Origin of the sequence: Lysobacter sp. Root916 (genome assembly GCF_001429785.1) — a bacterium.
Taxonomy (GTDB): domain Bacteria; phylum Pseudomonadota; class Gammaproteobacteria; order Xanthomonadales; family Xanthomonadaceae; genus Lysobacter.
The window spans coordinates 39,620-64,683 of record NZ_LMJF01000015.1 but is presented as its reverse complement, the minus strand read 5'-3'; the positions used below and the strand labels follow the sequence as shown (position 1 = coordinate 64,683).

Below are 25,064 nucleotides of genomic sequence, written 5' to 3'. Positions count from 1 at the left end.
TGGCGACACGGCCGGCTCAGTCCAGGCGTTTGCGGAAGCGCAGGATCGCCAGCGTCATCATCACCGCGATGAAGGCCAGCAGCGCCAGCACGTCCGGCCATAGTTCCCACAGCGGTGCGCCGCGCAGCATCACCCCGCGGATCAGGCGCAGGAAGTGGGTCAGCGGCAGTGCCTCGGCCAGCCATTGCACGACTTTGGGCATGCCCGCGAACGGGAACATGAAGCCCGACAGCAGGATCGAGGGCAGGAACACGAAGAAGGCCATCTGCATGGCCTGGAACTGCGATTGCGCCCGGGTCGAAATCAGCAGGCCCAGGCTCAGGTTGGCGACGATCAGCAGGATCGCGGCCCAGTAGACGTCCAGCACGCTGCCGCGGATCGGCACGTCGAACAGCCACTGGCCCAGCAGCAGCACCAGGGTGGTCTGGATCAGGCCGATGCCGGCGTAGGGCAACACCTTGCCGACCATCAGCTCGCTGCGGCTGAGCGGGGTGGCGATCAGCAGTTCCATGTTGCCGCGCTCGCGCTCGCGCACCACCGCCACCGCGGTGAACATCACCATGGTCATGGTCAGGATGATGCCGATCAGACCGGGGACGATATTGATCGCCGAACGCCGCTCGGGGTTGTAGAACGCGACCACGCTGATCTGGCCGCCGCCCTGCCCCGGGCCCGCGCGCAGCGGGCGGTCGTTGCTGGTCGGGGTCGAGTTCAGGGGCAATTGCGCCAGCTGCGAGGCCGCGGCCTGGACGGTGGTGTCGCTGCCATCCACCAGCACCTGCACGGCCTCGCGGCCTTCGTAGCGGCGACGTTCGAAGTCGGGCGGAATCACCACGCCCACGCTGATCTCGCCGCGGCGCAGGCGTTGCATCAGTTCCTCGGGCGTGCGCGCGGCGACCGTCGGAGCGATCACGCCGGTGGCGACCATATCCATGACCAGCGCGCGCGAAGCGGCGGTGTTGGCCTGATCGGCCACGCCGGTTTCCAGGCCGCGCAGGTTGAGATTGATCGCGTAGCCGAACAGCACCAGCTGCATCACCGGGATGCCGACGATCATCGCCAGGGTGACCCGGTCGCGGCGCATCTGCCGCAGTTCCTTCAACACGATCGCGAACAAGCGGCGCAGGTTCATGCGGCGCGCTCCTTGGTCGCGTCCTGTTCGCGGCCGCGGGTGGCCGAGACGAACACGTCCTCGAGGTTGGGTTGCGAAGGCGCGACCTCCGCCTCGATGCCGGCCTTGGCCAGCACCTCGCGCAGGCGCGCGGCGGTATCGCCGTCGCGGTCGGCGAGCACGCGCAGGCTGTTGCCGATCTGGGCGACGCTGAGCACGCCGGGCACCTGGACCAGGGCCTGCTGCGCGCGCCGCGGCTGCGGCGCCAGCACTTGCACCGTGCGTCCGACGAGTTCGCCGGTCAGCTCCAACGGGGTGCCGTCGGCCACCAGCACGCCGCGGTCGAGGATGGCGATGCGATGGCAGCGCTCGGCCTCGTCCATGTAATGGGTGGACACCAGCAAGGTGGTGCCGGCGTCGGCCAGGTCGAACAACTTTTCCCAGAAGTCGCGCCGCGACTCCGGATCGACCGCGCTGGTGGGTTCGTCCAGGAACAGCAGTTCGGGTTTCTGGATCACCGCGCCGGCCAGGGCCAGGCGCTGCTTCTGGCCGCCGCTCATGGTGCCGGCCAGTTGCTTCTGGCGATCCTGGAAGTGGTACTGCTCGACCAGCTCGTCGATGCGCTGGCGCGCCTGCGCACGCGGGATGTCCTGCACCGCCGCCAGGAACTCCAGGTTCTCGCGCACGGTGAGGTCCTCGAACAGCGAGAACTTCTGGGTCATGTAGCCGATCCGCTTGCGCAGCGCCTCGGCCTGTTCGGGGATGCGCAGGCCCAGCACTTCGATGTCGCCGGCGCTGGGCGTGAGCAGCCCGCAGAGCATGCGGATGGTGGTCGACTTGCCCGAACCGTTCGGGCCGAGGAAGCCGTACACATGCGCGCGCGGCACGGTCAGGTCGACGCGGTTCACCGCGGTCAGGGCGCCGAATTGCTTGCTCAGGCCGCGCGCGCGGATCGCCGGCTCGCCGGCCGGATCGGCCCCCTGGCGAACGGTCGCGCCGTCGGCATTCATGGCAGGGGCTCGCTGGTTTGGGCCGGTTCGGATTCGTTCGGATCGAACTCCACCCGCACCGGCAGCCCCGCCGGCAGGTCGGCGGCGGCGCGCGCGGTCAGTTCGACCTCGGCCAGGTAGCTCAGACGCGCGGCGTCCTCGCCGGTCAGGGCGTAGTAGGGCGTGAAGTTGGGATCGCTGCGGATCGCGCGCACGCGCCCCGCGAACGCCTGTGCGCGGCCGTCGACGTAGACCCGCGCGCCCTGGCCGATGCGCACGTTGGCGCGGATCGGCTCGGGCACGTAGACACGCGCGTACGGCGCCGCGCCGACCAGCATCACCGCCAGCGGCGCGCCCACCGGGGCCTGATCGCCGAGCTTGTACGGCAGGCTGTCGACCACGCCCGCGCGCGGCGCGACCACGTCCAGCTTCTGCAGATTGACCTGTTGGGTGGCGGCCTGGGCCTGGGCCGCGGCCAGCGCGGATTCGCCCTGCGCGATCCGCTCGCTGCGGGTGCCGCGCTCGAGTTCCAGCAGCGCCGCCTGCGCCGCGCGCACCTGCGCCTCGGCATTGCCGGCGGCGGCACGCGCGCGGTCGACGTCGGAGGCGGCGACCAGCTTTTGCCGGCCCAACGGCTGCAGACGCGCGTAGTAGGCGCGCGCATCGGCGGCCTGCGCCTGCGTCGCGCTCAGCTGGGCGCGTGCCTGGGCGATCGCCTCGCTGCGCGGACCGGCCTGCAGCTCGGCCAGGGCATCGCCGGCCTGGCGCGCCTGCGCCTGCAGCGCATTGAGCTGCGACTGGGTGCGGCTGAGCTCGAGCTGCAGCAAGCGCGCGCCGGCGGCAACGCGTTGGCCCTCGCGCACGTCGATGCGCACCACCTTCTCCGCGGCCGGGGCCGGCAGGGTGATGCGGTCCCATTCCAGCGTACCCAGCGCCTGCGGACTTTCGTCGCCGCAGGCGGATACGGTCAGCGCCAGCAACAGCGGCGCGCCCCAGCGGAAATGGCGCTTGATCGGATGACTCATCGGAGGGCTCCGGAAAACCTCGGGTGTCGATGCGCTCAGCCGCAGCCCAGGCCGCGATCGAGCAAGGCGATGGTGTGTTCGTGCAGGGCCGCGCTATCGAAGGTCTCGACCCCGAACACGCGCTGCCAGACCGGCGCGCCGGCGATCGGGAACAAGGTCAGGCCGACCAGCGACACCACCAGGAAGCGCGGGTCCAGATCGGGGTTGAGCTGGCCGTCGCGCTGCGCCTGGGCGAAGCGCTGCGCCATCATCTGCGGCAGCTGCGGGCCGATCTGGTGGACCAACAGGTCGCGCAAGGCCCCGCCCTCGCACAGCACTTCTCGTACCCACAACGAGGGAAACCAGGGGTGTTCGGCCACGGTCTCGCCGACGCCGCGCACGAAGGCCGCGATCAGACGCGCGGTGTCGTCGCCGGCGGTGCGCAGGTGACCGCTCAGCGTCGCGATCGCCGGCATCACCCGCTCCTGGATCACCGCCGCCTGCAACTGCTCCTTGTCGCCGAAGTAGTAGTGCAGCAGGGCCGGATTCACCCCCGCCTCGACCGCGATGCTGCGCAGCGCGGTGGCCGCGATGCCCTGGCGGGTGTAGCAGACGATGGCCGCGTCCAACAGGCGCGAACGCAAGTCGGGGCCGTCGGCGACCGGTCGCCCGGGGGCGCGGCGGGTGGCGGGGGTCTTGCGCGGACGGCGCGGGTTCGGGGGTTGATCGGTGCTCATGGGCAATATTTAATTCAATGATTAATTAGTTGACAAGCGCGAGCCGACGAGCGGTCGTAGCGAGCCCAGCCCAGGGAGCCGCGCGCGCAGGCGCGGTGGCGGCGGCCTGGCCGTCGCGGTCGGCCTCGGGCGGCCCCCCTTAGGCATGGCGCGGCGCAGGTCCTTGCGTGCGCCGGACAGCGATGCGTATCGCCAACAGCGCCGCGACGCCATCGCACGGCGAATGCGAGCGATCCGCGACGCAGCGGCTCGCCCGAACGCGCAAGCCGCGCGTGCGTCCCACTCGCTAAGCTCTGGCTACTCCGCTCCGGTTCGTCCGCCGCCATGCCCAGCACCTCCCCGCCCAGCCTGCTCTCGCGCGCCGCCGTCGGCTTCTGGTTCCTGGGTCTTGGCGCGCTCGGCCTGTTGCGCGGCGCGATGCGCGCATTCCGACACGGCGCCTTCGCCGCCGACAGCGTTACTTGGTTGTGGCTGGTCGGCTCGGCGCTGCTGGTGCTGGCCGGCGCGATCGCGGTCGCGCGCGCGGCCCGCCGGCATCGCGACCGCGACAGCGACTGAATACCGTCGCGGTCGGGCTTTGCGAAACCGCGCCGACGGGCGCAAGCTGATACACCGGCGCGCGATGACGCGCGCGGTCCATGGAAGACATTCGCTCCCGATGCAAGCACGTACCGCCTCCGAATTCGTCCTCGAACCGGCCGAAACCGAACGCCTGGCCAACCTCAGCGGCCCCTTCGACGGCCACCTGCGCCAGATCGAACTGCGCCTGGGCGTGGAAATCGCCAACCGCGGCAATGTGTTCCGCGTGGTCGGCCCACAGCTCGCGGTCGGCAAGGCCGAGCGCCTGCTGCGTCAGCTGTGGAAAGACGCCGCCGAGGAGACCCTCGACGACGGCGCGATCCACCTCGCCCTGACCGAGTTCGACGCCGAACAACTGGTCAACGACGACATCGAACCGCAGGAAGTCGCGATCCGGGTCAAGCGCGGCACCATCCGCGGGCGCGGCGCCAATCAGGCCAAGTACCTGCACGCGATCGCCACCCACGACATCAACTTCGGCATCGGCCCGGCCGGTACCGGCAAGACCTTCCTGGCCGTGGCCAGCGCGGTCGAAGCGCTGAACGAAGCGCGCGTGCAGCGCCTGATCCTGGTCCGCCCCGCGGTCGAGGCCGGCGAAAAGCTCGGCTTCCTGCCCGGCGACCTGACCCAGAAAGTCGACCCCTACCTGCGCCCGCTCTACGACGCCCTGTACGAGATGCTGGGCGTGGAGAAGGTGGTCAAGCTGCTAGAAAAGAACGTGATCGAGATCGCGCCGCTGGCCTACATGCGCGGACGCACGCTTAACGATGCCTATGTGATCCTCGACGAAGCGCAGAACACCACGATCGAGCAGATGAAGATGTTCCTGACCCGCATCGGTTACGGCAGCACCGCCGTGGTCACTGGCGATCTCACCCAGATCGACCTGCCCAAGCACATGAAGTCCGGGCTCAAGGACGCGCTGGACGTGCTGCGCAACGTCGACGGCATCAGCTTTACCTTCTTCGAGGCGCGCGACGTGGTCCGCCATCCGCTGGTGTCGCGCATCGTCACCGCCTACGAAGCCCGCGACGCCCAGGACGCCCACACCGGCCCGTCCGCCTGACCCGCCCTATTCCCATTCCGACACGCCGATGACCCAAGGCCCCGTCCGTCTCGATGTCGCGATCAGCTACGCGGTCCCGCGCACCGGTATTCCGGCCGCGGTGAGTTTCCGTCGCTGGGTCGCGGCCGCGCTCGACAGCCGTATCCGCGAAGCCGACCTGGCGATCCGCATCGTCGGCAGCAAGGAAGGCCGCGCGCTCAACCGCCACTACCGCGGCCGCGACTACGCGACCAACGTGCTCAGCTTCCCGGCCGAAGTGCCCGAGGGCCTGCCCAAGGGCGTCAAGTTCCCGCTGCTGGGCGACCTGGTGATCTGCGCCCCGGTGGTCGCGCGCGAGGCGCGCGAGCAGAAGAAGGCGCTGGCCGCGCATTACGCCCACCTCACCGTCCACGGCGCCCTGCACCTGCTGGGCTGGGACCACGAGGACGAGCGCGAGGCCGAGTGCATGGAGCAACTGGAACGCGAGATCCTGGCGGGGCTGGGGATCGCCGATCCCTACCTGGAAGATTGAGCCGCAGCGGCGCGCCGCATCGCCATCGCGCTCGATCCGGCAACGACGAATTGCGCGTTACGCGCGGCCCCATGGCCGCCGCACGATAGGCCGGGACCGTGCCGGTCTGTCGCTGGAACGAGGGTGACGCCGCAAGCCGGCGTCACGCCGCTCGCGCTTACTCCGCCTGCGCCTTCACCACCTCGCCGTAGTTCAACTCGCGCACGCCGGCCTCGATCTTCTTGAGGTCGCCGACCACGATCCACACCAGTTCGTCGGGCTTGACCGTCTTGCCCGCGCGCGCCAGCGCGTCGGCGTCCAGCGCGCGCAGGCGCTGGGCGTAGTCGTAGTAGTACTCCGGCGCGCGACCGGTGTTGGCGACATCGGTGGCCGCGGCGACCAGCGAGTCCAGGGTCTCGAAGCGGCCCGGCAAACGCGCGACCTGGCTGCGCATGATGCTGTCGTACTCCTCGCCCACCAGCGGCCGCGCACCGGCGACGCCGCGGATTTCCTTGAGCACCTCGACCATGGACTCCTTGGTCTTGTCGGTCTGCACCGGCGCGATCACGGTGAAGGCGCGCGGACCGCGCACGCCGGACACGCCGCCCGAGGTGCCGTAGGACCAATGCTTCTCCAGGCGCAGGTTGCGGTTGAGGCGCGAAGTGGCCATGCCACCGAAGTTGCGCATCACCGTTTCCAGCGCCAGATCGTCATCGCCTGCGCCGGTCGGCCCCAGATGCGCGGCCAGGATCACCGACTGCGGCGCGTCCGGCCGATCGATCAGCACCACCTTGCCGCGACCCGGCGAGCTCGGCGCGCTCAGTCGCTTGCTCGGCGCGGCGCCGCCCTGCCAATTGCCGAAGGCGCGTTCCAGTTCGGGCTTGAGCGCATCCAGGGTGACGTCGCCGGCGACGATCAGGGTGGCATTGCCGGGCACGAACCAGCGCGCATGCCAGGCCTGCAGCGCCGAGCGCGGCAGCGCCGCGATCGTCGCTTCCTGGCCGAGGCTGCCGCCGGCGTTGCCGTAGGCATGACCGGGCCCGTACAGCAGCGGCGGCAAAGTGCGGGTGGCGGCACCGGTGGGGCTGGCGCGTTGCTGCTCGATCGCGGCCAGCTGTTGCTTGCGCTGGATCTCGACCATGTCCTCGGGAAAGGCCGGATTGCGCGCGACGTCGGCCAGCAGATCCAGCGATCCGCCCAGGTTCGGGCGCAGCGCGGTCATATAGACCAGCGACTGGTCCAGCGAATTGCCGACGTTCAAGGTCGCACCCAGCGCGTCGCGCTCGTCGGCCAGGCGGAAGGCATCGCGCGTGGCCGTGCCCTTGAGCAACAGATCCAGGGCGAAGCGCGAGGTGCCCGGCGCATCGGCGGGATCGGCGCCGACGCCGGCGTCCACCGTCAGCGCCACGCTCACCAGCGGCGCGGAATGACGCTCCAGCAGCATCACCTTGAGGCCGTTGGACAGGGTCGTGCGCTGCAGCTTGGGAAAATCGACCTGCGGCGGCGCGCCCAGCGCTGGCAACTGCTTGCGATCGAAGCCGTCGCGCCCCGCGCTGAGCTCGGGCATCGGCGCCACGGTCAAGGTGGCATGGTGCCGGCCCAGCCATTCGCGCGCGGTCGCCTGCACTTCCTTCGCGCTCAGCGCCGACAGATCGCGCAGCCGGCGCAGATAGGCCTCGGGGTCGCCGAAGTAGGTCGCGCTTTCGGCCAGCACGTCCGAGCGCCCGCCGAAGCCGCCCAGGCGCTGGCTGTTGCGCGCGAACTCAGCCAGGTAGCGGCTGCGCGCGCGCTGCAGGTCCGGAGCGGGCGGCCCCTGTGCGATCAGGCGCGCGAGCACGGCATCGAGCTCACGCTCGGCCTCGGCCGGATCCACGCCCGGCTTGACGTCGACGCTGACGATGAAGGTGCTGGTCAGCTGCTTGTCCCACACCGAGGCCGACACGTCCGTGGCGAGCTTGCGCTCGAACACCAGGTGCCGGTTCAAGGGCGCGCTTTCGCTGCCGGCCAGCACGCTGGCGAACAGCTCCATCGCATGGGTCTGGCGCTCGCCCATCGGCGGCAGGTGCCAGGCGCGGTAGATGCGGTGCTGCGGCACGCGGTCCTGCACGCTGTCGCGCAGGTCCTGCTCCAGCGTCGGCACCCAGGCTTGCACGCGCGACAGCGGCGGGCCCGGCGGAATCGCGCCGAAGTACTTGGTCGCCAGCGCGCGCGCCTGTTCGACGGTGATGTCGCCGGCCAGGGCGAGCACGGCGTTGTTGGGGCCGTAATAGGTCGCGTACCACTGTTTGATGTCGTCGAGCTTGGCCGCCTGCAGGTCCTCCATGCTGCCGATGGTCGGCCAGCTGTAGGGATGCGAGTACGGATAGATCAACTGCACTATGCGGTCGAACACCCGCCCATAGGGCTGGTTCTCGCCCTGGCGCTTCTCGTTCTGGACCACCCCGCGCTCGCGCTCGAGCATGTCCTGGTTGATGTTGCCGGCCAGGAAGCCCATGCGGTCGGCCTCCAGGTACAAGGTGCGCTCCAGGCCCGAGACCGGCACATCCTCGAAGAAGTTGGTGCGGTCGGTGTTGGTGGTGCCGTTGCGATTGTTCGCGCCCAGATCGTCCATCGCCTCGCGGAAGCCGTGCGGATAGTTCTGGCTGCCGTTGAAGAAGAAGTGCTCGAACAGATGGGCGAAGCCGGTGCGGCCGCGGCGCTCGTCGCGCGAACCGACGTGGTACCAGACGTTGACCGCGACCAGCGGCACGCTGTGATCCTCGTGCACCAGCACGGTCAGGCCGTTGGGCAGCACGATGCGCTCGTGCTTGATGCGCAGGCTTTCGACGTCGGGCACGGTGGGTGCCGCCGCCTGGGCGGTGGCCGCGAACGCGGCGGTCAGCAACAGCAAGGTTAGGGCTCGGCGCATGGTCGGTACCGGTGTCTAGGAACGGAGGCGGAGAGCCCGCGCAGCCTCGCCCGCGCCGTCGCGCTGCGATCCGACCACGTAGTCCCCGAGCGCACGCTAGCACCGCCCACGCACCGCCGGCCTGGGCCGAAGGGCAGGGGTGAGCGGCCCGCACGGCTGCGGGCGGAGCCGTGCGGCGGGTGCAGATGCGCACCAAACAAATGCTAATCGCGTGACCTAATGTCGATAAATAAACAAACTCACCCGCAATTAATCATTACAAACAGAACCAATCGGCACACAACATACTCAAACATAAAAACAACACACCAAATACACACCCCGTCGAAGCGGATATTCCATACCGCCCATCGGCCTTCGCAAGTAAATAAACGCCCGTCATTGCTAGCATCCACGCGCCACCCACATCGCAGCGCGAATATTCATGGCGACGCCGAACGCAATATCCGCCTCGACGCAGCAACGGCCCGCAATAATCCAGGTAGCCAGCGAAGAAGATAATCGCCGCGACGCTCACCGAAATGGTGCCTGGCGCCGCGGTTTTATAAGCAAGCCCTCCGCCACACGCCGCGCGCCCACGGCCAGCGCGGGCTTCAGCCTGATGGAGCTGCTGGTGGTCCTGACCATCATCGCGGTGCTGATGGGCCTGGCCTTTCCCAGCTTCATCGAGTCCCTGCGCGCCAACCGCCTGGCGTCGACCACCAACCTGACCCTGGCCACCCTGGCCTACGCCCGCAACGAAGCGCTGCGCGCCAAGTCCGGCTCCACGGTCTGTCCGCGCGGCGCCGACGGCACCAGTTGCGGCAAGGATTGGAACGCCGGCCTGCTGGTCTGGACCGACGACGATCGCGACCAGACTTTCGATGCGGCGGAAGTGCGCCGCACTCTGGAGCCCAGCGGCAACATTGCGATCAGCGCCAACAACGTCGACCTGATCGCCTTCGACCATCAAGGCCGCTCCACCTCCACCACCCCGCGCAGCCTGCGCCTGCAGCCCGATCCCTGCACGCCGGGCCAGCACCAGGTACGCAGCATCAGCGTGGGCGCGATCGGCCAGGCCAGCGTCAGCAAGGAGACCTGCCCATGAACACCCTACGCACGCTCGGCGCCCGCAAGCGCAGCGCCGGCTTCAGCCTGATCGAGGTGCTCATCAGCCTGCTCGTGCTCGGCTTCGGCCTGCTCGGGCTGGCCATGCTGCAGGTGACCAACCTGCGCCTGACCCAGAGCGCCAACACCCGCACCGTGGCGACCAACCTGTCCTACGAACTGATGGACAGCATCCGTTCCAACCGTTTCAACGCGATCAACTACGCCGGCACGATCAAGGCCGCCGACGCCGACAAGCGCGGCTGCACCGCGGCCGGCGCCACCGGCTCCAAGGAGCAGAAGAAGGAATTCGCCTGTCGTCTGTTGTATGCGCTGGGCGAGGACGCGACCGCCCAGGTAACCATCAATGTGGTGAACCGCATCAGCCGGGTCACCGTGACCCTGGATTGGGGCGACGCCAAGCGCTGGCGCAGCGACGACAGCGGCACCCGCTTCAGCGTGAGCAGCGACCTATGACGCGCGCCCCACGCCACCTCCAGACCGGCCTGTCCCTGGTCGAACTGATGATCGCCGTCACCCTCAGCATCGTGCTGGTGTTCGGCCTGGTGCAGGTGTTCGCCGCTTCGCGCGCCTCCTATGTGATGGCACAGGGCATGGCGCGTGCGCAGGAGGGCGGACGCTTCGCGGTCGAATACCTGCAGCGCGATGCCCGCATGGTCGGCCACATGGGCTGCGTCAACGACCAATCGCATCTCATGTCCAGCTTGCCCAGCTTCGGCCAGCTGTTCCTGACCGACCGCGCCAACTTCGAATCGCTGCCGGCACGTACCTACACCAACGCACTGCGCTTCGATTTCGCGCTGCGCGGCTACGAAGCCAAAGGGACCGGCCCCGGCGACACGCTGAGCCTGGGCGCAACGCCGGTGGCGGGCGCTCCCGACGGCGATTGGACCGAGGCCTTGCCGAGCTTGCTGCGCACCGGCGCCGGCGAGCCGGCACCGGTCAAAGGCAGCGACCTGCTGCTGATCCGCAGCCTGTCGGCGGAAAGCGCGCAGGTCAGCAGCCTGACCGTCTCGGCCGACGGCAGCGAAGCGACCATCCTCGTCGACGGCACCGGTTGGGCGTCGATGAAGCGCAACGGCGTTCAGCCCGGTCTGCTGGCGATCGCCGACTGCCGCGGCGCCACCACCTTCCACGTCGACAGCGTGAGGGAGCCCGGCGGCGGCGCGAATGTGACCCTGACCGTGATCGCCGGCGGCGGCAAGTCCGAACTCAACCGCAGCGCATTCAATCTGCGCGACAGCATCGACCCCACGCTCATGCAGATCCGCGTCTACCGCGCGGACAGCCTGGCCTACTACGTCGGCGTCAGCGGCACCGAAGCGACGCCGGCCCTGTACCGGATGCGATTCACCGCCGCGCCGGGCGCCAACGCGATCCAGCGCGACATCGAGGAACTGGTCCCCGGCGTGGAAACGCTGCAGCTGCTGTACGGGCAGGACAACAGCGCCAAGCAGACCCCGGCCGGCGTGCCCAGCGGCTACATCGACGCCCAGGTCACCGCCAGCAACATTCTGCCCAACGCCACCGGCCGCGAAGGCTGGCAGCGCGTGGGCAGCCTGAAGCTGGGAATGATGATCCGCAGCAACGACCCCGCGATGGCGGCCCAACGCAGCGAGGCGCCGTCGGTGCTCGGCGTCAAGGTCGGCGCGCCGGACGACCAGCGCTACCGCGGCGTCTACGAAACCAACGTCGCCTTGCGCAACCGCCTGTTCGGCAACTGAGAACCTGCCGATGACCCCGATCGCCTCCCGCCCCGCACGCCGCAGCCTGCCGCGCAGCCGCACGCACCAACGCGGCTCGTCTTTGTACGTCGCCCTGATCCTGCTGATCCTGCTGTCGCTGATCGGGGTCACCGCGGTCCAGGTCACCGGGCTGCAGGAGCGCATGTCGTCCAACTATCGCGCCACCCAACAAGCGTTGGAGAACGCCGAAGCCAGCGTGCGCCAGCGCGAGAACGACCTGGACCGGCAACTCGACAGTCAGGGCGCGGAACTGATCGCGGTGGACGAGCCTTACTGCCAGAAGACGTATTCGCCCAGCGACTGGGCCGCCGACAAGAACTTCTCCGCCCCGCCCACCGGCGGCCGCGCCAGCATTACCCGTCGCATCGACCAGTGCATCAGCGGCTACAGCTCGCTCAAGCAGGGCGAAGTGCTGAACAAGGAGCCCAACCTGGTGTTCCAGATCACCGCTTACGCCACCGACCGCGACGACAACGCCAGTTCAGATGCGGTGCTCGACACCGTCTTCATTCCCTGAGGCCCATACGATGGCATCCCGCACTCCACTGATTTCCATCGCGCTGGTCCTGGCACTCACCGGGTTGGCCCGCTGGGCCCCTTCCGTGGCCGACCAGGGCGTGGGCGAACTCGCCCAGGCGCCGATGAACGCGCAAGCCACGATCAAGCCCGCGCTGATCATGGCGGTCGACGATTCGAACTCGATGATGTTCGAGGTCATGCTGGCCGGCATCCGCGATGGCGAATCGGCCTGGATACCGGCCAGTCGTGCGTTTGGCGGCACCACGGCTGCCGCTTGCGCGAGCAATAACAACTGCTATCTGTTCCTGTTTCCGCACAGCGGCTATAACGCCGCATTTCCTGCGGGCGCGCCGCCGCCGTTCGACAGCATGGGGCTGTTCCGCTGGCCCGCCTTCAACCGGGAGTACTTCAACCCGACCGTGCGCTACGACCCCTGGATCGGATCGGACGGTGTGCGTTGGGCGAACGCCACCATCACCGATACGCGCGCGGATCCACGCGCCGGCAACACGGGCAATGCGGTCAGCTACAACCTCGAGGTCAACCGCCAGGTCGCCGGCGAGGGCTTCCTCATGCTCAACAACATGACGGTGCCGGCCGGCGCCGTCGTTCGCACCGCGCCGAACACGCAATGCATCGCGGTCCGAGACGGCACCCCCAACTTCGCGGTCAATACCGGTGGCACTTGGCAGAACGTGACCAAGGACTTCCGCATCGTGGGCGAGTGCATGCTCGGCGTCTCCTACTATGTCCCGACCTTCTACCTGATGACGGCCACACCGGTAGCAGGCGTCGACCTACCCGTCGGCTACGGCTACCTTCCCGCCAAGGTCACCGCGGTCACGGCGCTGAATGTGCCGAACAACACGCTTTATCGTTACGAAATCCGGTCCGCCAACTTCTCCACGACTGCCCAATACACGGCGGCGATGCAGAATTTCGCCAACTGGTTCCAGTACCGCCGCAACCGCCTGCTGTCGACGATAGGCGCCATGCGCGACTCGATGGACGGCATACGCGACCTGCGCGTCGGCTACTTCACGATCAACGGCCGTAACGACGTCACCATGCACGATACCTCGACCACCGCGGGTCGGCTCGCCCTGTACACGGACAATTTCAACGCCCTGGTCCCCAATGGCGGCACCCCCAACCGCGACGCGGTCGCGTACCTGGGCGAACAGTTCCGCCGCGTCGGCGGCAGTGAAGTGCCGGTAATCAGCGCCTGCCAGAAGAATATCGGCGTGCTGTTCACCGACGGCTACACCAACGCCAACACCGGCCCGATCGGCTACGGCAACACCGACGGCGCCCTCGGTGCGCCGTTCGCCGACATCCATGCCGACACGATCGCCGACATCGCTACCGCGTACTACTCGGGCAACGGCACGCCGCTGCGCACAGACGGGGCCTTCGCCACGCTGCAAGGTCGCGTGCCGGTGGCCGACGAAGCCTGCGCCAATGCCGCCGCCAACCCGTCGGTCGATTGCCAGCGCAATCTGCACATGAACTTCTACGGCATCACGCTGGGTGCGGTCGGCAAGATCTATGGGCAGAACGCCGACTCCACCCGCGATCCTTACACCTTCCCTCCGCCCTGGAGCGCGGTGCACCCGCGTACCGTGGACACGGGCGAGGTGATCGATGAACTCTGGCACGCCACCATCAACGGCCGCGGCCGCATGTTCAACGTCAGCAGCCCAGACCAGATCACCCAGGCCATGCGGGAAGTGCTGTCCAGCGTGGGCAACGCGGCGTCGCCGTCGGCCAACATCGGCTCCACCGGCACCCGCCTCGGCAGCGGCAGCCTCAGCGTGCAACCCAACTACGCCGCGACCAACAACGGCACGGACTGGTACGGCCGCCTGATCGCCTCCACCGTGGGCTTCGACACCGCGACCAAGAGCGCCACGCTCACCGAGAAGTGGCGCGCGGAAACCCAGTTGGTCGGCAGATCGGGCTCCCGCGCGATCCGGTTCGCGCGCGCCAACGGCACCGTCAAACCCAAGGTCGAAGCCTTCCTGCCAGCGGCGTTCACCGGCACCGGACTGGAGACCTACAACGAGCTGTGCGCGGACACGTTGTCGCCCTGCAAGGGCCTGTACGACCAGCTGCGGGCGCCGGCCACGGCGTTGCCGCTACTCGCTACATATCCCAGTTCGGCCCAGATGATCCAGTACCTGCGCGGCGACCGTACGCTGGAAGGCGATGCCGACAGAACCAACCTACGCTTGCGCAGGCGCACCACCTTGTTGGGCGACATCGTCAATTCCGATGTGGTGATTTCCGCGCGCGGCGACGACTATGGGCACGGCAACCTGTACACCAACGGCAAGTACGACGAGCTCAATTACGCCGCCTATCTGAAGAGCAAATACGCCACCCAGACCAGCATGGTCTACGCCGGCGCCAACGACGGCATGCTGCACGCGTTCAATGGCGACACCGGCAGCGAGACCTTCGCCTACATCCCCACCACCTCGTTGGGGCACATGGGCAACCTGCTGTTCCCGTTCGATCGCAGCCGTACCGCGCAGCTGCATCAGCACCGCTACTACGTCGACGGGCCGGTCGTGGTCTCCGACGTCTACGACGGCAGCTGGAAGACCGCGCTGGTCGCCTCGTCCGGCGCCGGCGGCAAGAACGTGTTCGCCCTGGATGTCACCGCGCAAAGCAGCTCGCCGGCCGTCATGTGGGAGCTCAGCGACAAGGTCACCGCCAACGACAGCACGGGCGTCCCGATCCAGAACCGGCTGGGCTACGTGCTCGGCCGCCCGGTCGTGGTGCCGGTGGCCGACGCCAGCGGCGTGAAATGGAAGGCGATCCTGGGCAACGGTTACAACAGCACGCGCGGCAAGGCCGCCCTGCTGGTGGTCGATATGTCCACCGGCGCCGTCACCAGCATCGAGGCCAGCGAAGCCGAAGTCACCGCCAGCAACGGCCTGGGCAACCTGGTCGCGATCGACCAATGGCAAGGCCGCAGCAAGAACCGCGGCCGCGACGGCCTGGTCGACACCGTCTACGCCGCCGACCAGCACGGCAGCGTGTGGAAATTCGATCTGCGCGACTACAGCCTGGCCCTGGGCGGCAAGCCGCTCTACACGGCGCGCGACCGCGCCAACAAGCGCCAGCCCATCATCGGCGGCCTGGAAGTCAGCGCAGCCGGCTCCGGCGCGATGGTGTTCTTCGGCACCGGTAGCTACTCCTTCACCGCCGATGCAACCGACACATCGATGCAGACCGTGTACGGCATCCTCGACAGCGGCGTCGCGGTCTCCGGCCGCGGCGCGCTGCAACAGCAGTTCATCCGCTCCGAAACGGGCGGCATGCGCAGCGCCAGCCGCACCATCGGCGGCTTGAATACGCGCGGCTGGTACCTGGACCTCGGACTGGACGCGAACGGCGACGGCACCACGGTCGCCAGGGGCGAACGCTTCCTCGGCTACCCGAGGCTGCAGAACGGCATCCTGTTCTTCCTTACCTACACGCCCAATACCGATATCGGCGGAGTCGGTTGCGCCTTGGGCGGCGACAACTATCTGTACGGGCTGGACGCCTTGAGCGGCGCCGCACGCCTGCAGGACACCCGCATGCAGTCCATCGATGGCACTGCGCCGCCCGAGGGCACCGCGGCGATGAAGACCGACACCGGCGGTTCGGGCGCAGCCAAGGAACTGGCGACCTTCCTGACCAGCAACAGCGATCCCGCCGTGGCCCCCGGCGACGACAAGCCGCCGCCGACGCAATGCTCGGTCATTCTCCAAGCCCCGGGCGCTCCGTCGCTGTACATGCTGCGTCCCTGCGGACGTCTGTCCTGGCGCCAGATCCGATGAGGAGCGCGACAATGACTCTCCATGCCCCGCTACAACGCAACGCAGGCTTCACGCTTATCGAATTGATGATCGTGGTGGCGGTGATCGGCATCCTCGTCGCTATCGCTGTTCCGACGTATCAGGACAGCGTGCGCAAGAGCCGGCGCGGCCAGGCCCAGGCCGACTTGGCCGAGGCCGCACAGGCGATGGAGCGCTACTACACGGTCAACGGCAAGTACACGGGCAAGACGCTGAAGGAGATCGCCGGCTTCGACCAGTCGCCGCGCAGCACCGGAACCGCCTATTACAGCTTGAGCCTGCAGGCCGACACGCGCAGCTACACCGTCACCGCTACGCCTGCCAGCGGCTCCGACCAAAGCCAGGACAAGTGCGGCACCATGAGTGTGGACGCGACCGGCAAGAAGACTGCGAAGTCCTCGGACTATTGCTGGAAGTGAAGACGCGCGCGGCGGCGTCGGCCCAAGGCCGGCGCTGCTGCTGCGGCCGCCAGTCGCAAACGCGGCATCGTCCGCACCACAATCGCGAATATCGCTTGCGGCTCCGCGAACGTTTCGATATGGCCGGACCGGGCGTATCGGCCATCGGCCCCGCAGCGCTGGGGCCATTTCGCCTCGACCGAAGCCCTGCTCGCCTGCCCGCACGGCGGCTAGCTTCGGTGCTTCCTCGTTCATACGCTCGCGATCCGGCAATCCGGTAACCCGGTAACCCGACGCCGTCGAACGACGCCCAGCATCTAGCGTCCGGCACCCGCATTGATGCCCGCGCCGGTACCCGCGCCCGCGCCGGTCCCGGTGCTTATGCCGGTGCCGGTGCTTGGATCGCAAAACCCGGACGTCGCAACTCGCATCCAGCCTCACGAGCTACAGGCAGGACATCAGGCCGTCGTAGATCGAAGCTTGTGTGCCAGGTAACGGCGCGTGCAGTACCGAGTCCGCGTCGGACAGCGACAACAGCGCCTCCATGGCTGTCCGAGGCGCCAAGGGGATTTGGCACTGCCAGGATCGCGCCTCCACATACACACGGCCACTCGCCGGATCGATCTCTTCCTGGCTGCCCGCGAACAGCCATACGCATTGGCCGACAAGGCCGCTTGCGCGGTCCACCGAACAAAGGAAACCCAAGGACTGGATATTGCTGTACTCGCCCTCGCAGAACGTATCGCCGCAGATCTGGTCGAACTCCACGCGCAGGCGTTGGCGCAGACCGTGCCAGACCTGGACCGCCGCCTCGTTGCGCAGGTAACTTCCTGCGTCCACGTAGTCGTAGACGCGGCCTTCCGCCTCGGCATGGCTTGCGAAGGCGAGCAATGCCGTCAATGTGAGCCAGCAGCTTGCCGAACGGCACCGCTGGTAAGAATCTTGCTTTCGCATGGATGTCCTCCTCTATCGACTCAAATGCGCCGACGATCCTCGTCGACGACATCAGCGTGCATGAGGCCGATCGCATCCGGTATCGGAGTTTGCACGCGCCGTCGGGTAGGAATATCCCTAACCGCACGAGAACCGCGTTCGCATGCGTGAACGACACCCAAGCTTCGAATCCGGATTGCCGCCCGATTCGCCATTGGCGCAATCACTCGCGTATAACGCGCGCGCCGATCTAACACGCTCCCGAATCGCGCTAATGCCGCAGTTCCTTCGTCGCAGTTACCGAAAGCGCGGCGTTCCCTGACCCGATGTCGGGAAGATTTCCTACGGACAAGCTCGTTCGACGCATCGATACTGGCGCTTCGTCGCAAGGAGCGCCGCATGAACCGTGTGAAAGGAATCACTCTCATCGAAATGCTGTTCGCGTTGACGGTTGCAGCCGTGTTGATCGGCATTGCCGTACCCGGCGCCAGCCGGGCCATCGTCCGGGTTCGCATGGGCACGGTCGCCACGGCCATGACCGAGAGCTTTCTGGACTCGGCGCGCATGGCGGTCTCCACCGGCAGCGCCATGATCGTGTGCCCGGCCGCGCGCGACGGTCGCTGCGAGGAGAGCGTCGACTGGAGCCAGGGCTGGGTCGTCTACGCCGACGTCGACGGCGACCGTCGTTACGGCCAGGGCGACCCGGTGCTCCTTCGTCCGCAGGGACCCGTGAAGGGCCTGCGCATCTACAGCACGCAAGGTCGTCGTCGGGTGGTGTTCCAATCCGACGGCGGCAACGAGGGCAGCAACGTCAGCTTCAGCGTCTGCAGCCACGACGGCATCCCGGTCGGCGCCCTGGTGCTGTCCAACGCCGGCCGCTTCCGCGTCGCCGAGGCGGACAGCGAACCGCAACCCCATTGCCCTCAGACCTGAGCCCCCCCGCGCCGTCTCGGCGGCGCGGTACGGACCCCGCGCCGGCGCATTCCCCGGTGTCGGCGCGGGGCACCGTTTGGCCACGCTCCTGAGCGGGCAGATCCTGGCGCTGTACTAGGCCGGCGCAGCGCCCGTAGCGCGGCCTGTGCAGGCCCTGGCGGCCCGCAGGGACGTGCGATCGGGCATCCGGGCGAGGCCGATTCGAACCGCCTACCCGCCCTGCGCCGGGACCCGGCAGCGATCCGGCCGGGCATCCGGGTTAAACTGGCGGCCTCGCCCTGCCCCCAAGGGCTTAGTGCACGCATCGAATGTCCGAGGACGACAGTAGTCAACACAGCGAACATCCGGAGAAACGACGCTCCTGGCTGGAGCGGATCAGTTCGGCGCTGTCCGGCGAACCCACCACCCGCGAAGACCTGGTCGAGCTGTTGCGCGACGCTCAGGCCGATGGGCTGATCGCCGCCGATACCCTGCGCATGATGGAAGGCGCGATCGCGGTGTCCGACCTCACCGTGGGCGATGTGATGATCCCGCGCTCGCAGATGGTCGTGCTGCCCGCCGACGGCAAGTTCCTCGACCTGATGAAGCTGGTGGTCGAATCCGGCCATTCGCGCTTCCCCGTTCACGGCGAGGACAAGGACGAAATCCTGGGCGTGCTGTTGGCCAAGGACCTGCTGCGCGGCGTGGTCGCCGACAACGGCCCCGGCACCATCCATGAGCTGCTGCGCCCGGCGGTGCTGATCCCCGAGTCCAAGCGCCTGGATGTGCTGCTGCGCGAGTTCCGCCAATCGCGCAACCACATGGCGATCGTGATCGACGAACACGGCGGCGTCGCCGGATTGCTGACCATCGAGGACGTGCTGGAGCAGATCGTCGGTGAGATCGACGACGAGCACGACGATGCCGAGGACCCGAACGCGCTGATCGCGGCCCAGGCCGACGGCCAGTACGTGGTCGACGCGCTGACCCCGATCGCCGATTTCAACGAGCGTTTCGGCGCCGACTTCGACGACGACGAATACGACACCATCGGCGGCTTGATCACGGCCGCGATCGGGCACCTGCCCGAGGCCGGCGAGGAACTCACCTTGGGGCGCTTCGTGTTCCGTGTCGCCAGCGCCGATGCGCGCCGCGTGCACGCCTTCCACGTCGGCGTGCTCGGCAAAGACTGACCGCCCTGAATAAGCTGGCAATGACTCGACTCACTGTCATCGCCGGCTTCGCAGTCCTACCGGTCCCGCTCGCGGGCTGCCCCAGCACCAGAACCTGTCAGCAGGCCGGTCGTCGCTCCGGACGAAAAGTACAGCGCGTCCTATCCCTGAGCGAAGAGCATGACCGGCCGGGCCACGGCGGCACCCAGGCCGAAAGCTGGTGCAAGGCCGGCTCCGAGCGCTTGGGCAGCAGGGTCGTCGACTTCGGTTCGCTCAAGCACGGCATCGGCCTGCGCTGGCTGGACGCGCACTTTGGAAATCGCGGTACCGGACGGCGTGGCGCTGGACTACCCGCACCGGATCAACTTCCATCCGGTGCAGGGCCTGACTTACCGTTACCCTGACTTACCGTACCGCAGCCTGCGCGCCGACGATCCGGACTATGCCGGTTGCAGCCACGATCCCTAGGCGCACTATCCCGACCACGTCTCCACCGAGTCCGCCCGACGAGCGCGAACCGCATCCGTCGCGCCCCGATCATGCCCCCGTCAGCCGCGCCGCTTAGAATGGCCCGACCCGACGACCGGCTGTCCGCCTTGAACTCCATACGCCGCGCCCTGCCCTCGCTGTTCGCCGTCGCCGCACTGTGGCTGTGCGCCATGGTCGCCTCTGCCGCGCCGCCCGAGCAGGCCGCGCCGCAGGACGCCTCGACGCAAAGCGAGCCGCCGACCGTCGCCACGGCATCCGCGGCCGTACCGCGCATCGGCATGGCGACCATGCAGCCGGGCGAGATTTTCTGGGAACGCTTCGGCCACGACTCGATCGTGGTGCTGGATCCCGACACCGGCGCGGCCACCTCCTACAACTTCGGCTTCTTCGACCCGGAAGCGCCGGACTTCGTCGCCCGCTTCATGCGCAACGACATGCGCTACCGCCTGGCCGCGCTGCCATTCGAGCAGGACCTGGCGCTGTACCGCGAGGAAGGCCGCGGCGTGTCGATCCAGTGGCTGGACCTGGACGACGATCAGGCGCGCACGCTTGCCGCCACCCTGGCCGAGAACGCCAAGCCCGAGAACGCCTACTACCGCTACCAGTACTTCGACGACAACTGCGCCACCCGCGTGCGCGACGCCATCGACCGGGCGCTGGGCGGCGCGCTGCGCCGGCAGATCGAGGGCCGCTCGCACGGCAGCACCTTCCGCAGCGAGGCGGTGCGCCTGGCCTCGCCCGCGCCGTGGATGTGGCTGGGCTTCGACATCGGCCTGGGGCCGTCGGCCGATCGCCCGTTGCCGGTGTGGAGCGAGTCCTACGTGCCGATGCGCCTGGCCGCGGCGCTGCGCGAGACCAAGAACACCCAGGGCCGCCCGCTGGTCCTGTCCGAACAGGAAATCCTGCCGCATCGGATCGCGCCCGAACCGGTCGACGCCCCGATCGACTGGGTGCCCTGGGCCCTGTCCGGCGTGGTCGTCGGGCTGGGCCTGGCCTGGCTGGGCCGGCGCCGCCCGCGCCTGCTGGCGGCGATCGCGCTGCCGTTGTGGACCCTGTGCGGCATCCTGTCGGCGCTGATGCTGTTCATCTGGTTCGGTACCCAACACACCTACGGCTGGGCCAACCAGAACCTGCTGCTGTTCAATCCGCTGTGCTGGCTGTTGTGGCTGGGCGGTTGGCGCGTGCTGCGCGGACGCGATGCCGGGCCCTGGTTCGGGCGCATCCTGGCGGCGGTCGCGGCCTGCGCGGTGCTGGCGCTGTTCGCGCATTGGCTGCCGATGCAGCCGCAGCGCAACGTGCACTGGATCAGCCTGATCCTGCCCCTGCATTTGGGCCTGCTCGCGGGCTTTCGCAAGCGCTGAGGGAACGCGCGCGGCTTGCCCGCGCGGCCTCGCACGGGCACGATGCGCGGGATGAAGGATCCCAACCTGCCTCAGTGCGTGATCAACTGCGCGGCCTACAGCCGCGAAGGCGTTCGCAGCGACATCAGCCTGGACCAGATCAGCGACGTGCTCGCGGTCGACGACGGCAGCTTCGTCTGGGTCGGCCTGTACGAGCCCGACGAAGGCATCCTGGAGAAGCTGCAGGAAGAATTCTGCCTGCACGATCTGGCGATCGAGGATGCGCACAACGCGCATCAGCGCCCCAAGATCGAAACCTACGGCAATTCGCTGTTCATCGTCGTGCACACCGCGCAGACCGTCGACAGCCATATCCGCTTCGGCGAAACCCACTTGTTCGTCGGTCCGCGCTACCTGGTCTCGGTGCGCCACGGCGCCTCCAGCAGCTACGCGGCCGCGCGCCTGCGCCTGGAGCGCGAATCAGAGGAACTGCGGCACGGCCCGGCCTCGGCGCTGTACGTGGTGCTGGACATGGTGGTCGACAATTTCACCCCGATCGTCGACGAGTTCAGCCAGGAGCTCAACGAGCTGGAAAAGGACGTGTTCGCCGAGGACTTCCGCAAGGGCACGGTCGAAAAGCTCTACGACCTCAAGCGCGAACTCACCCGCCTGCGCATGGCGGTATCGCCGCTGCAGGACATCCTGGGCCAGCTCGCGCGCTCGCGCAGCGCCCTGATCGACGAGGAAAGCCAGCTGTATTTCCGCGACGTGCTCGACCACGCCGTGCGCATCAACGAAACCACCGACACCCTGCGCGAGATGCTGACCGCGGCGATGAGCGTGAACCTGTCGCTGGTGACCATCCGCCAGGGCGAGGTGGTCAAGCGCCTGGCCGGCTGGGCCGCGCTGCTGGCCGCGCCGACCCTGATCGCGAGCTGGTACGGCATGAACTTCGTCCACATGCCGGAACTCGCGGGCGAGCACAGCTACTGGATCGTGATCGGCATAACCGCCGTGGTCTGCGTGGTCCTGTTCGGCCTGCTGCGCCGCGCCAAGTGGTTGTAGCCCAAGCGGCACCCGACATCCGCCACGCATCCGCTTTGGGGTAGGAGCGGCGTAAGCCGCGACCGCGCTATATCCCATAGCCGCGCAACCGCGATCCGCGACCGCGTCGTCGCCGAAGCCTCACGGTCGCGGCTCACGCCGCTCCTACCCCTGAGCAGAGCCTGGGCCGTCGCGCGCCGATGAATAGCGGCCATCGCCCGGCCTTAGACCAAAGTACTAGCCCCGATGCCGCACTGCGCATTGACCCCGGGCGGACCCAGGGGCGACGCTGCCCAAGTCCATTTGGAGAGGCGTCGATGAAAGCTCTGTCCTGGCTCGGTTGGGGCCTGCTCGCGGTACTGGCGGCGTTCTGCCTGGGTACCGTGGCCCTGAACCGCGGCGAATCCATCAGCGCGATGTGGCTGGTGGTCGCGGCGGTCTCCACGTTCACCATCGCCTATCGCTTCTACGGCCGCTTCATCGCCCAGCGCGCCCTGCTGGTCGATCCCAGCCGCGCGACCCCGGCCTGGCGCCGCAACGACGGCCTGGACTACGTCCCCACCGAGAAGAGCGTGGTGTTCGGCCACCACTTCGCGGCCATCGCCGGCGCCGGCCCGCTGGTCGGCCCGGTGCTGGCGGCGCAGATGGGCTACCTGCCCGGCACCTTGTGGATCCTGTTCGGCGTGGTCCTGGCCGGCGCGGTCCAGGACATGCTGGTGCTGTTCTTCTCCACCCGCCGCGACGGGCGCTCGCTGGGCGAGATGATCCGCGCCGAGATGGGTCCCGCGGCCGGCGTGATCTCGATGATCGGCATCCTGATGATCATGGTGATCCTGCTGGCGGTGCTGGCGCTGGTGGTGGTCAAGGCCCTGGCGGAAAGCCCCTGGGGCACCTTCACGGTCGCCATGACCATCCCGATCGCGATCCTGATGGGCGTGTACCTGCGCTACTTCCGCCCGGGCCGCATCCTGGAAGTGTCGATCATCGGCTTCGTCCTGTTGCTGCTGGCGATCTGGCTGGGCGGCAAGGTCGCCGCGGACCCGACCTGGGGCGAGATCTTCCACCTCAAGGGCACGACCCTGGCCTGGCTGATGATCGGCTACGGCTTCATCGCCTCGGTGCTGCCGGTGTGGTTCCTGCTGGCGCCGCGCGACTACCTGTCGACCTTCCTCAAGATCGGCACGGTGCTGGTGCTGGCCCTGGCGATCGTGATCGCCGCGCCGCATCTGCAGATGCCGGCGATGACCCAGTTCGTCGACGGCACCGGCCCGGTGTTCTCCGGCAAGCTGTTCCCGTTCCTGTTCATCACCATCGCCTGCGGCGCGGTGTCCGGCTTCCACTCGCTGATCTCCTCGGGCACCACGCCCAAGATGATTTCCAGCGAAGGCGACATCCGCCTGGTCGGCTACGGCGGCATGTTGATGGAAGCCTTCGTCGCGATCATGGCCCTGATCGCCGCCTGCGTGCTGCAGCCGGGCGTCTATTTCGCGATGAACTCGCCGGGCGCGCTGATCGGCACCACCGCCGAATCGGCCGCCCTGGCGATCTCCAACTGGGGCTTCGTGATCACCCCCGACGTGTTGACCGCCACCGCCAAGGAAATCGGCGAAGGCACGATCCTGTCGCGCACCGGCGGCGCCCCGACCCTGGCGGTGGGCATGGCCCAGATCCTGCACGGGCTGATCCCGGGCGACGGCATGATGGCCTTCTGGTACCACTACGCGATCCTGTTCGAAGCGCTGTTCATCCTGACCACCATCGACGCCGGCACACGCGTGGCGCGCTTCATGATCCAGGAACTGGTCGGCCTGGCCTACGCGCCGTTCCAGCGCACCGACAGTTGGGCCGCCAACATCGCCAGCACCCTGCTCGCGGTGTCGATGTGGGGCTACTTCCTGTACCAGGGCGTGGTCGATCCGCTGGGCGGCATCAACACCCTGTGGCCGCTGTTCGGCATCGCCAATCAGATGCTCGCCGGCCTGGCGCTGGTGTTCTGCTGCGTGGTGATGGTGAAGATGAAGCGCGAGAAGTACCTGTGGATTCCGCTGATCCCGACCGTCTGGCTGCTGATCTGCACCCTCGCCGCGGGCTGGCAGAAGCTGTTCGACCCCAACCCCAAGATCGGTTTCATCGCCAACGCGCGCAAGTTCGCCGACGCCGCAGCGCGCGGCGAGGTGCTGGCCCCGGCCAAGTCGGTCGAGGAAATGCAGCGGGTGGTGTTCAACAACTACCTCGACGCCGGCCTGACCGCGCTGTTCGTCGCGGTGGTGGTGGCGACGGTGTTCTTTGGCCTGCGCGCGGCCTTCGCGGCGCGTCGCAACAACGTGGCCACGGCCAAGGAGAGCGATTATGTCGCGCTCGATACGCTGGCTCGCTGAGGCCGGTCTGCTGGTCTGGTCGCTGCTGTTGCGCTGGTGGCGCACGGCGGCGCAGACCGCGCGCCTGGCGATCGGGATACCCGACTACGACTACTACGTCGAACACATGCGGCGCGCGCATCCGGATGTAGCACCGATGTCGCGCGATGCCTTCTTCCATGAGCGGATGTTGGCGCGGTACGGGAAGGGCCGGTCGCGCTGTTGTTGAGGGCGCCGTATCGCCGCAAAGAAAAGGCCGCCCTTGGGCGGCCTTTTTTCGAGATTCGTAGGATGCGGTGACAACCGCATCATC

Annotated in this window: 22 protein-coding genes; 16 read left to right on the top strand and 6 right to left on the bottom strand. The window is 67.9% G+C overall.

Annotated features, from left to right (window positions below; translation table 11 throughout):
- Window positions 1–16: 16 nt before the first annotated feature.
- Genes ASE35_RS16915 through ASE35_RS16900 form a run of 4 tightly spaced genes read right to left on the bottom strand, consistent with a single transcriptional unit; the run spans window position 17 to window position 3,841 of the window.
- Entirely contained in the window at window positions 17–1,132 is a 1,116-nt protein-coding gene (locus ASE35_RS16915; protein ID WP_057164582.1) for an ABC transporter permease, read from the bottom strand.
- Window positions 1,129–2,064 carry an ABC transporter ATP-binding protein gene (locus tag ASE35_RS16910; protein ID WP_057159890.1) on the bottom strand — a complete coding sequence of 312 codons (936 nt, stop codon included), beginning with the start codon at window positions 2,062–2,064 and terminating at the stop codon, window positions 1,129–1,131. Before ASE35_RS16910 ends, ASE35_RS16915 begins: the two co-directional genes overlap by 4 nt.
- A gap of 53 nt (window positions 2,065–2,117) precedes the next feature.
- Entirely contained in the window at window positions 2,118–3,125 is a 1,008-nt protein-coding gene (locus tag ASE35_RS16905) for an HlyD family efflux transporter periplasmic adaptor subunit (protein WP_057164581.1), read from the bottom strand.
- A 35-nt stretch (window positions 3,126–3,160) separates the two neighbouring features.
- The gene (locus ASE35_RS16900) at window positions 3,161–3,841 is read right to left on the bottom strand and encodes a TetR/AcrR family transcriptional regulator (RefSeq protein WP_057159741.1); all 681 of its coding nucleotides are present in this window, start codon (window positions 3,839–3,841) and stop codon (window positions 3,161–3,163) included.
- Window positions 3,842–4,165: 324 nt separating this feature from the next.
- Here ASE35_RS16900 and ASE35_RS16895 point away from each other — a divergent pair, with 324 nt between their 5' ends.
- From ASE35_RS16895 to ybeY, 3 genes are all read left to right on the top strand, one after another.
- Complete coding sequence (locus ASE35_RS16895) at window positions 4,166–4,399, top strand: hypothetical protein (RefSeq protein ID WP_057164580.1); 234 nt, start codon at window positions 4,166–4,168, stop codon at window positions 4,397–4,399.
- A 100-nt stretch (window positions 4,400–4,499) separates the two neighbouring features.
- A complete protein-coding gene (locus tag ASE35_RS16890) occupies window positions 4,500–5,486 on the top strand; it encodes a PhoH family protein (RefSeq protein WP_056181478.1) in 987 nt (328 codons plus the stop codon).
- 28 nt (window positions 5,487–5,514) lie between these two features.
- Window positions 5,515–5,997, top strand: coding sequence for an rRNA maturation RNase YbeY (gene ybeY, locus ASE35_RS16885; protein WP_056181476.1), 483 nt, complete (start codon window positions 5,515–5,517; stop codon window positions 5,995–5,997).
- A gap of 157 nt (window positions 5,998–6,154) precedes the next feature.
- Here the strand turns inward: ybeY and ASE35_RS16880 are convergent, their stop codons facing one another.
- A complete protein-coding gene (locus tag ASE35_RS16880; RefSeq protein WP_082611342.1) occupies window positions 6,155–8,884 on the bottom strand; it encodes a pitrilysin family protein in 2,730 nt (909 codons plus the stop codon).
- 424 nt (window positions 8,885–9,308) lie between these two features.
- Here ASE35_RS16880 and ASE35_RS16875 point away from each other — a divergent pair, with 424 nt between their 5' ends.
- The 6 genes from ASE35_RS16875 to ASE35_RS16850 are packed head-to-tail and all read left to right on the top strand — an operon-like array spanning window position 9,309 to window position 16,525.
- Window positions 9,309–9,971 (top strand): GspH/FimT family pseudopilin, encoded by a 663-nt coding sequence (locus ASE35_RS16875; RefSeq protein WP_082611341.1) that lies wholly within the window; start codon window positions 9,309–9,311, stop codon window positions 9,969–9,971.
- Complete coding sequence (gene pilV / locus ASE35_RS16870) at window positions 9,968–10,447, top strand: type IV pilus modification protein PilV (RefSeq protein ID WP_057159745.1); 480 nt, start codon at window positions 9,968–9,970, stop codon at window positions 10,445–10,447. The genes ASE35_RS16875 and pilV overlap by 4 nt, the downstream gene beginning before the upstream one ends.
- Window positions 10,444–11,715: a PilW family protein gene (locus ASE35_RS16865; RefSeq protein WP_057164577.1), complete on the top strand. Its 1,272-nt coding sequence runs from the start codon at window positions 10,444–10,446 to the stop codon at window positions 11,713–11,715. Before pilV ends, ASE35_RS16865 begins: the two co-directional genes overlap by 4 nt.
- Window positions 11,716–11,725: 10 nt before the next feature.
- The gene (locus tag ASE35_RS16860) at window positions 11,726–12,253 is read left to right on the top strand and encodes a PilX N-terminal domain-containing pilus assembly protein (protein WP_057164576.1); all 528 of its coding nucleotides are present in this window, start codon (window positions 11,726–11,728) and stop codon (window positions 12,251–12,253) included.
- A gap of 10 nt (window positions 12,254–12,263) precedes the next feature.
- Window positions 12,264–16,088, top strand: a complete 3,825-nt coding sequence (locus ASE35_RS16855) for a PilC/PilY family type IV pilus protein (RefSeq protein WP_057164575.1) — start codon at window positions 12,264–12,266, stop codon at window positions 16,086–16,088.
- 11 nt (window positions 16,089–16,099) lie between these two features.
- Window positions 16,100–16,525: a type IV pilin protein gene (locus ASE35_RS16850; RefSeq protein WP_056181457.1), complete on the top strand. Its 426-nt coding sequence runs from the start codon at window positions 16,100–16,102 to the stop codon at window positions 16,523–16,525.
- Between the two features lie 423 nt (window positions 16,526–16,948).
- Here the strand turns inward: ASE35_RS16850 and ASE35_RS16845 are convergent, their stop codons facing one another.
- A complete protein-coding gene (locus ASE35_RS16845) occupies window positions 16,949–17,458 on the bottom strand; it encodes a hypothetical protein (protein ID WP_057164574.1) in 510 nt (169 codons plus the stop codon).
- 378 nt (window positions 17,459–17,836) lie between these two features.
- On the opposite strand from ASE35_RS16845, the gene ASE35_RS16840 reads away from it, so the two are divergent.
- The 7 genes from ASE35_RS16840 (at window position 17,837) to ASE35_RS16815 (ending at window position 24,980) form a co-directional block, all read left to right on the top strand.
- Window positions 17,837–18,370, top strand: a complete 534-nt coding sequence (locus ASE35_RS16840) for a GspH/FimT family pseudopilin (protein WP_082611339.1) — start codon at window positions 17,837–17,839, stop codon at window positions 18,368–18,370.
- A gap of 308 nt (window positions 18,371–18,678) precedes the next feature.
- A complete protein-coding gene (locus ASE35_RS16835) occupies window positions 18,679–19,542 on the top strand; it encodes a transporter associated domain-containing protein (RefSeq protein WP_056181447.1) in 864 nt (287 codons plus the stop codon).
- A gap of 291 nt (window positions 19,543–19,833) precedes the next feature.
- On the top strand, window positions 19,834–19,989 hold the full coding sequence (locus ASE35_RS21360; protein WP_157489531.1) for a hypothetical protein: 156 nt from the start codon (window positions 19,834–19,836) through the stop codon (window positions 19,987–19,989).
- 98 nt (window positions 19,990–20,087) lie between these two features.
- Entirely contained in the window at window positions 20,088–21,371 is a 1,284-nt protein-coding gene (locus ASE35_RS16830) for a DUF4105 domain-containing protein (RefSeq protein WP_235570102.1), read from the top strand.
- A gap of 42 nt (window positions 21,372–21,413) precedes the next feature.
- Window positions 21,414–22,415 carry a magnesium and cobalt transport protein CorA gene (locus tag ASE35_RS16825; protein WP_056181441.1) on the top strand — a complete coding sequence of 334 codons (1,002 nt, stop codon included), beginning with the start codon at window positions 21,414–21,416 and terminating at the stop codon, window positions 22,413–22,415.
- 296 nt (window positions 22,416–22,711) lie between these two features.
- On the top strand, window positions 22,712–24,772 hold the full coding sequence (locus ASE35_RS16820) for a carbon starvation CstA family protein (RefSeq protein WP_056181438.1): 2,061 nt from the start codon (window positions 22,712–22,714) through the stop codon (window positions 24,770–24,772).
- On the top strand, window positions 24,744–24,980 hold the full coding sequence (locus tag ASE35_RS16815) for a YbdD/YjiX family protein (protein ID WP_082607122.1): 237 nt from the start codon (window positions 24,744–24,746) through the stop codon (window positions 24,978–24,980). Before ASE35_RS16820 ends, ASE35_RS16815 begins: the two co-directional genes overlap by 29 nt.
- Window positions 24,981–25,064 lie beyond the last annotated feature (84 nt).